General features: G+C 65.1%; 7 protein-coding genes. All 7 read right to left on the bottom strand.

The genetic code is table 11. The annotated features are described in order from the left end of the window. Window positions 1-200: 200 nt before the first annotated feature. Window positions 201-2,375: a malate synthase G gene (locus tag NKJ46_RS08260; RefSeq protein ID WP_352663915.1), complete on the bottom strand. Its 2,175-nt coding sequence runs from the start codon at window positions 2,373-2,375 to the stop codon at window positions 201-203. A 293-nt stretch (window positions 2,376-2,668) separates the two neighbouring features. After that, the gene (locus NKJ46_RS08265) at window positions 2,669-4,696 is read right to left on the bottom strand and encodes a hydantoinase/oxoprolinase N-terminal domain-containing protein (RefSeq protein ID WP_352663917.1); all 2,028 of its coding nucleotides are present in this window, start codon (window positions 4,694-4,696) and stop codon (window positions 2,669-2,671) included. Window positions 4,697-5,004: 308 nt separating this feature from the next. Continuing rightward, complete coding sequence (locus NKJ46_RS08270; protein WP_352663919.1) at window positions 5,005-5,721, bottom strand: hypothetical protein; 717 nt, start codon at window positions 5,719-5,721, stop codon at window positions 5,005-5,007. Between the two features lie 160 nt (window positions 5,722-5,881). Next, window positions 5,882-6,508, bottom strand: a complete 627-nt coding sequence (locus NKJ46_RS08275) for a CDGSH iron-sulfur domain-containing protein (RefSeq protein WP_352663921.1) — start codon at window positions 6,506-6,508, stop codon at window positions 5,882-5,884. A gap of 440 nt (window positions 6,509-6,948) precedes the next feature. Next, entirely contained in the window at window positions 6,949-7,320 is a 372-nt protein-coding gene (locus tag NKJ46_RS08280; protein WP_352663957.1) for a hypothetical protein, read from the bottom strand. 281 nt (window positions 7,321-7,601) lie between these two features. Then, window positions 7,602-8,114 carry a hypothetical protein gene (locus NKJ46_RS08285; protein ID WP_352663923.1) on the bottom strand — a complete coding sequence of 171 codons (513 nt, stop codon included), beginning with the start codon at window positions 8,112-8,114 and terminating at the stop codon, window positions 7,602-7,604. Between the two features lie 150 nt (window positions 8,115-8,264). Next, a partial coding sequence (locus tag NKJ46_RS08290; protein ID WP_352663925.1) for a hypothetical protein occupies window positions 8,265-8,474 on the bottom strand: 210 nt, incomplete at its 5' end.

The raw sequence follows: 8,474 nt of genomic DNA on the forward strand, positions 1-8,474 counted from the left end.
CCGGGTGGGGTCGCCGGTGACGTGCTCTGCCTTTAACGTCTCCTCGATATGCGGCAGATCAAGATGGCACCCGTTATCGGTCGCTAAGACAATCCTCGTTCCCGTTCTTGTCGCCGGAATGGGAGTCGGCGCACTTCACGCAGGACCCCACCCAGCCCTTCGGGCCACCCTCCCCTCGAGGGGGAGGGGAACGCTGGCGACTATCGCGCCTGCTCTTTCGCCTTCAGTTCCAATCTCCGCGCGTGCAGCACCGGTTCGGTGTAGCCGTTGGGCTGGACGCGGCCCTTGAAGACGAGATCGCAGGCGGCGAGGAAGGCGATGGACTTGTCGAAATCCGGTGCCATCGGCCGGTAGAGCGGATCGCCTTCGTTCTGGCGGTCGACGATCGCCGCCATGCGCTTCATCGTCTCCATCACTTGCTCGCGGGTGCAGACGCCGTGATGCAGCCAGTTGGCGATGTGCTGCGAAGAGATGCGCAGCGTGGCGCGGTCCTCCATCAGGCCGACGTCGTTTATATCTGGCACTTTCGAGCAGCCGACGCCCTGGTCGATCCAGCGCACGACATAGCCCAGAATGCCTTGCGCGTTGTTGTCGAGCTCCTTCTGGATCTCTTCAGGCGACCAGTTCGGCCGCCTTGCTACCGGCACCGACAGGATGTCGTCGAGCTTGGCCTTGGGCCGGCTTTTCAGCGCCTGCTGCACCGCGTGAACATCGACCTTGTGATAGTGGGTGGCGTGCAGCGTCGCCGCCGTCGGCGACGGCACCCAGGCGGTGTTGGCGCCGGCCTTGGGATGCGCGATTTTCTCGGCCAGCATCGCCGCCATCAGGTCGGGCATCGCCCACATGCCCTTGCCGATCTGGGCGTGGCCGGCCAATCCGCATTCCAGCCCGATGTCGACGTTCCAGGCTTCGTAGGCGGCAATCCAGGCGGCCTGCTTCATGTCGCCCTTGCGGATCATCGGGCCGGCTTCCATCGAGGTGTGGATCTCGTCGCCGGTGCGGTCGAGGAAGCCGGTGTTGATGAAGACGACGCGGTCTTTCGCGGCGCGGATCGCCTCCTTGAGGTTGACGGTGGTGCGCCGCTCCTCGTCCATGATGCCCATCTTGATGGTGTTTTTGGCCATGCCGAGCAGCGCCTCGACGCGGTCGAAAATCTCGACGGCGAAGGCGACTTCGTCGGGCCCGTGCATCTTGGGCTTTACGATATACATCGAGCCGGCGCGGGAGTTGGCGCGGCGCCCGTTCACGCCGATGTCATGCAGCGCGATCAGCGCCGTCAGCGCCGCATCCATGATGCCTTCCGGCACCTCGTTGCCGTCGCGGTCCGATATCGCCGGATTGGTCATGAGGTGGCCGACATTCCTGACCAGCATCAGCGAGCGGCCGGGCAGGGTCAGCGTGCCGCCATCGGGCGCGGTATAGGTGCGGTCTGGGTTGAGCCTCCGGACAAAGCTCTTGCCGGCCTTGGTGATCTCCTCCGCCAAGTCGCCCTTCATCAGGCCGAGCCAGTTGCGGTAGACCAGCACCTTGTCCTGCGCATCGACGGCCGCCACCGAATCCTCGCAGTCCTGGATGGTGGTCAGCGCCGATTCCAGCACGACATCGGCAATGCCGGCCGGATCGGTGCGGCCGATCTGGTTGTTGTGGTCGACAACGATTTCGATGTGCAGGCCGTTCTTGGTGAGCAGCACGGCTTCGGGGTTGGCGGCGTCGCCGCGATAGCCGGCAAACTGCTTGAGGTCGGCAAGCGTGGTGGCGCCGGCACCCTCGCCCAGCCGCAACATGCCGTTGGCAACCGAAAGCCCGTTCACCCCGGCCCATTTGCCTGTCGTGAGCGGCACCGCCTCGTCGAAGAAGCTTTTCACCCAGGTGACGACCTTGGCACCACGCGCCGGATTGAATTTGTTACCTCGCTCGGCGCTGTCCGTCTCCGGAATGGCGTCGGTGCCGTAGAGCGCATCGTACAGCGAGCCCCAGCGCGCATTGGCGGCATTCAGCGCATAACGCGCATTCATCACTGGCACCACCAGCTGCGGCCCGGCGACCAGCGCGATTTCCGGGTCGACATTTTCGGTGGTCACGCTGAAAGCCGGCCCCTCGGGCAGGAGATAGCCGATCTCGCGGAGGAAGCTCTTGTAGGCCTCCATGTCGACGGGCGCGCCATTGTCGCGATACCAGCGGTCGAGCTTGTCCTGCATGGCATCGCGCTTTTCGAGCAGCGCCCGGTTTTTTGGCGAGAGTTCATGGACGATCGCCGAAAAGCCGCCCCAGAATGCCTCAGCTTCAATGCCGGTGCCCGGCAGCGCCTCGTTCGCGACGAAGTCATGAAGCTCGCGGGCAATCCGCAATCCGGCGATCTCGACGCGATCGGTCATCAGGGCTTCTCCAGACGAAAGGCTAGGCCGGGCCTTTGACATGTCACGGTGGCAGGGTCAATTCGGCTTGGGGTGAAGGTAGGGCGTTTTCGCTGCCGCAGGAGCTGCCAATCTCCCCACTTGAGGGGGAGATGCCCGGCAGGGCAGAGGGGGGCGTGAAGGATCGCGGACCTTGTCATTTACGACCAGCCGCAAGTCTGAGGGCACACCACGAAAGACTGAGACGTTGGCGGGACAGCGCCCCCCTCTGGCCTGCCGGCCATCTCCCCCACGAGGGGGGAGATCGGCTGAACCTACACCGCAATCCTTGGCCTGCCCGACGCCACCGCCACGACATGCGCCTCGATGAACATGCGCTGGCCCTCGACGGTAGAGACGCGGAACTCGCTGGCGACTTCGATCTCGGCGCTGTCGGTGCCGGCGTCCTTCGCCCGCCCGGCGGCGATGGCGCGCACGTCTTTCTCCGCTGCGGCGATCGCCGCCGCCTCGTCGTTGAAATCGCGTACACTTTCGCCGGAGGCAACGCGGAACAGCCCTTCCTTGGGCTGGCTGACCCGCGCCTCGGCCGAGACCCGGACCTGGCCGACGACGGCGCCGAGCGCGTTGGCGACATCGGTATCCTGCGGCACCACGCAGTTATTGCCGACCAGCTCGGCCAGCCCGGCATAATGCAGCGGCGCCGAGGCGCCGAGGCCGATGACCGGGCGGTCGAGCGCGACGCTGAGGCGGGCGATGCCGGGATGCGCGTCGACGGCGCGCTGGACCAGGGCATGGGCGACGGTCGCCGCGCCATCCAGCCCATCCTCGGCGAAGGCGGTTTCGAGGATGACTTCCGCCGACAGGCGGGTCAGCGCGGTCAGCACCCGTTCCGAGATTGCCTCCGGCGAGGCGGCGATGAACTGGCCGCGGCCGTCACGCCTGCGCGCGAACAGCTCGGCACCCAGACGCGCCGCGGCCGGATCCCAATTGGCCTGCCTGCCCAGCACATGCGCGGCGTCCGACGGCGTGAAGCCGGCGATATGCACCAGTCCGCGCGACACCAGCCGGTTCAAGGTGGCGTTCTGGGCATTCGAGGTCAGCAATCTGTCGAGAGCCTGCGGCACGGCACCGATCAGCTCGTAAAGCTTGGCTTCGGCGCCGGTCAGTCCGGCCGCCAGACGCTCGGGCACTCCGGTGCGCACTGCGAGGCGGCCATCCATGCGGCCGGGGTTCGGCGCGCGCAGCTGGCGTTCGAGCTCCGCCGTGACGGCCTCGCCATGCATCAAGCCGGCCAGCGCCAGCGGCACCAGGCGGCGCGGCCCGAGCAGGATCTTTGGGTTGAGCACGCCGTCCTCCAGCGCCACTTCGGAATCACCGCCCAGGCCAAAAGTGCGCATGGCGACGGCCTCGACCATGGTGCGGAAACCGCCGACGGTGGCGCCTTCCGGATCGAGCCGCGGCCGGCCCTTGTCGAGCACGGCAACGTCGGTGGTGGTGCCGCCGATATCGGAGACCACGGCATCGTCGAGACCGGTCATATGGCGGGCGCCGACAAGGCTGGCGGCCGGGCCGGACAGGATGGTCTCGATCGGCCGCTGGCGGGCAAAGGCGGCCGAGACCAAAGCGCCGTCGCCGCGCACCACCATCAGCGGGGCGGCAATGTTGCGCGCGGCCAAAAAACCTTCGGTCGCCGCCACCAGCCGGTCGATCATCGAGATCAGCCTGGCGTTGAGCAATGTCGTCAGCGCCCGGCGCGGGCCGCCGAGCTTGGCCGAAAGTTCGTGGCTGGCGGTGACCGGCAGGCCGGTCCTGTCGCGAATCAGGTCGCGGGCGGCGAGCTCATGCGCAGGATTGCGGGTGGCGAAATAGGCGCAGACGGCAAAGCCGGACACCGACTTTTCCAGTTCCGGCAAAGCTGCCTCCAGCCCGGACAGGTCGAGCTTTGCCGCATTGCCGTGGACGTCGTGGCCGCCGGCGCAGAACACTACCGGATCGGTGCCGAGCGCCGCCTTCAGCCCGTCGCGGGCAAGGTCGCCCTCGGCAAAGCCGATCATCACAAGTGCGACCCGCCCGCCCTGGCCCTCGACCAGCGCATTGGTGGCTAGCGTCGTCGACATCGACACCAGTTTTATCGCAGTCGGGTCGGTGCCGGCTTCTTGCAGCACCGCATCGACCGCGCCCGATATGCCGACCGCCAGGTCATGACGGGTGGTCAGCGCCTTGGCCTTGGCCAAAACTTTTCCGCCGGGGCCGCCGGCTTCCGACCACAGCACCGCGTCGGTGTAGGTGCCGCCGGTGTCGATGCCGAGGAACAGGGGTGGCGATTTGGTCTTGGCGGTCATATTTGGGTCCGGAGAATTCTCTTGCCCCGCCCCTTAGCGGATATGAGCAGGCCGATAAAGCCGCGATGGCTGGGCCAAGGCAGCGTAATCTCCCCCCTCGAGGGGGAGATGTCGCCGAAGGCGACAGAGGGGGTCGGTACGTCCGGGCGCGACGCCCTCTCTGCGAAAGAAGTCGTCCTTTGTGCGAAGAAGAAGCCGGCGCTCCACGCGAGACAACCCCCTCTGGCCTGCCGGCCATCTCCCCCTCAAGGGGGGAGATTGGCAGCTTGGCCGCCTACCCCCCAAAAGGGCTTGTTGGCCGAATAGCCCTACGCCTGGCTGCCCGGCGAGCCTTCGAACGACCTCTCGACGGAAACGGCAGGCCGTTCGCGGCAGAAATACAAGATCGTCAGCATCACCGCGACAAGCAGGATGGCGTAGTAGATCGACACGCGGGCATAGAGCTCCGCCTTTTCCACCGGGAACGAACGGCCCTGGCTGGCGGCGCGCGCCACCATCGAGGCAACCAGCGCGTCGCGGGAGAAGATCAGGTTTATCGCGGTCAATGGCAGGACCGAGGCGAACAGCAGGGCATTGCAGAGCTTCGCCTTGGGCTCGAACCGCAACAGCATCACGCCACACCAACTGTATACAGCGCTGTAAATCGCAACGGCCGCGGTCTTCAGCGGCGTGTCCTCCACCATGAAAAGGAACGGCGCGCCGTCGTCTGGTCCGGTGAGGCGCAGCAGGTACCAAATCCCGGATAGGACACCAAGCGTGCCAAGCAACAGATTGGCCCATTGTCGCTGGCCGGCCGGCTGCTCCGTCTGCGCATAGGACAGCAGCCATTCGCCCACCGAGACGTTTGCCACCCGTACAAGGCTGAACAGGATCAGCGAAAGGACCTGCCGTGCCGCCCACGACGCCGGCTGGCCAAGAACGGTCTCGGCAATGCCGGGAAACAGCCGGTCGACCAAGACGACGGCCGCATTTACCCAGACGTAATCGATACAAAGGCTGAGAAACAGCAAGACATATTTGCGCAATTTGAAGTCCCCAAGCCCGACGAACCGCCACTCCGGCACATGCACGCACCGGTAGCAAAGATCTAACATCAACCGGGCGCAGTTGTCGAAGGCCGAGATTGGCGGCGAGCGCTTTGCCGCGACGCCTAATCTCCCCCCTCGAGGGGGAGATTACCAGCGCCTACCCCACAAAGCCCACCCGCTTGTGGCTGCCATCGCAGAACGGCTTGTTGGCGGAATGGCCGCAGCGGCAGAGGAAGGTGCGCTGCGTACGGTCTACCGTGTGGCCGGTGCCGGTGACGATTTCGACGTTGCCTTCGAGCTTGAGCGGGCCGTTGGTCGTCGGCGTGACGGTGAGCGGGCCATTCCGCACTTCAAGCGCCGGCGTATCCTTCAGCGGCGGCTCGCCGGTGGCGGTGAAGCCCGCTTTGGCGTGGCTGCCGTCGCAGAACGGCTTGTTTTCCGAAGCGCCGCAGCGGCAGAGCGTGGCGCGGAAAAACGTTTCGCCGCCCAGCACGATCTCGGCATGGACGGCCAGCGGGCCGTTTTCCCTGATGCGCACGGTGTTGACCACCGGCGGCTGTTCCTGCGGCCCGCCATCCTTGCGGACATAGGTGATGGCGCCGGACGGACAGGCTTCGGCGAGCGCCACGATCTTCTCGACGCTGGCCGCCTCAGGGTGGATCCACTGGCCCGGCGCATTGGGCACGAAGACACGCGGATCGCCAAGCACGCAATTGCGCGAATGGATGCAGCGGCGCCCGGAAAAGCCGATATCGATCTTCTCGCCTTCGACCATGCCGGCCATGGATGCATCTCCTTGCTGATGCCTCACGCTATGGCGATGGCCCGGACGGCGTCAAGGCAGCATTCTCCTCTCTCGAGGGCCAAACTCCCGGGCAAAGCGCGGCAGGGAAGGGAATGCGCATTTCTTTTCCGCCGCGCCACATTTTGTTCTTGCTTTGTGCCGGCAGCTATGCTACTAATTTGGGTATGGTGCCAATTGGCTCCAACGACCCGCCCACCGAGGCGGGTTTTTTGTTTCAGCTTTGAATTCCGGTGTTGCCGGCCTGCACTCGCGGGACGGCCCTCTCCCCCCTCGAGGGGGAGATGTCGCCGAAGGCGACAGAGGGGGTCGTTGCGCGTGGAGCGCCGGCATCTTCTGTCCCGATGGGACGTCGCATCAGGACGTACCGACCCCCTCTGGCCTGCCGGCCATCTCCCCCTCAAGGGGGGAGATTTGCCACGTCACGGAACCAGATCAATCTCCTCGGTCTCGCCGCCGCTGCAGGTGTAGCAGCAATCGTCGCACTTTTCCGCGTTGGCGGGGCCGACACCCCAATAGGTATTCTGGTCGCCATCGACCCAGGCACCGTAGCAAATCGATTCGCCGTCCTTGCAGGACAGCGGGATCGACTTGGTCTCGCCGTCGTTGAGATAATAATCCTGATTGTTGCCCGGCCAGACATGGTCGCGGTCCTGGCTGTAGAGCTCGACGCGCATGGCGTTGGGATGGCTGTTCCTGATCTCGAAAGTGACATCGCCGGCATGTGCGGCCGGCGCAAACAACGCGGCTATGAAGAGCGCCGCGGCAGCGCGGCGCGCGAAAGCGTAAGACAACATGATGATTCCCCCCGGAATGAAGCGGCCTGCCCGGCCGCGAGGGGGAACATGGCATGGTGGCGGGATGGGTGGAAGGGGGTGCGCCATTTGCGCATCGCGAAAGGCGCAGCGTTGCTAAGCAAGACCCCTCTCCGGTTTGCTTCGCAAACCACCTCTCCCCACGCCGTGGGGCGAGGAATGCCAACCGCCGAAGCCTCACAGGACCTGGGTTCCTCGCCCCCACAAAGTGGGGGAGAGGTGGCCGCGAAGCGGCCGGAGAGGGGGCGGTCCGACCGGGCTCAACGCCCGGGCTTCAGCAGCGTCCAGATCCAGCCGATGAATGTGAGCACCAGGAAGGGATATCCGGCAGTGGGCAGCGGCGCCGAGGTCGGCAGCAAAGGCGCGCCCCACAGGATCAGGCCCACTGAGACGACAAACAGCAGGGCGGCCACGACAGCGGTGAGCCGCATCCACAGCGCGAAGGTTTTCGGCGCGCTGATCATGACCAGCGCTGCCGCCCAGAGCGAGATGCCGCCGACATAGGAGGGCACGCTGGCCTCAAGCCCCGCCGCATTGCCGGCGAGCAGCAGGCTTTCGCCGGCAAGGAAGGTCAGAAAACCGGCCGCCACCCAATCATTGCCCAGCCGCTGATACTTCATCGTCAACAGCGCGGTCGCCACCACGAGTCCGACGCCGTCGATCGTCCAGAATGTTTCGCGAAGGGACGCGCTCTCGACGAAGGTGCCGGCGAGGCCCAGAGCGCCGCCGATGGCAAGGCCGATCGCGGCGGTGATGTCGAAGGTGGAGCGCATGTTATGTCTCCCCAAGCCTAGGAGAGGATACGCCAATGCGGTAGGATGGTGAAGGACAGGGTTCAAGCGGAATGGTTGGAGCGTCCTATGCAAACCGGTTCCGTCGTCTTGGTCCCCATAGCTGTCTAGAGAAGCAAGCTACAAGGGGGACTACAACCCCCTCGTCGTAGCTTTAGAGCAACAATAATCTAGCTCCCTTTCGACCATCTCAACGAAGCCTCTCGCCTTTTTGTATTGGTCATAAATCTCACTAGTCGTTTTTTCGACGGTGAAGCTGACGTTGCCCCCAGTTTCTATCCAGTTTTGAGTTCGTTTCCGGCGTGGGTTGTGCCCTGCTGGGCCGGTGAAGCGACGGGCGCT

The sequence above is a fragment of the Mesorhizobium sp. M0166 genome, assembly GCF_040322255.1.
GTDB lineage: Bacteria > Pseudomonadota > Alphaproteobacteria > Rhizobiales > Rhizobiaceae > Mesorhizobium.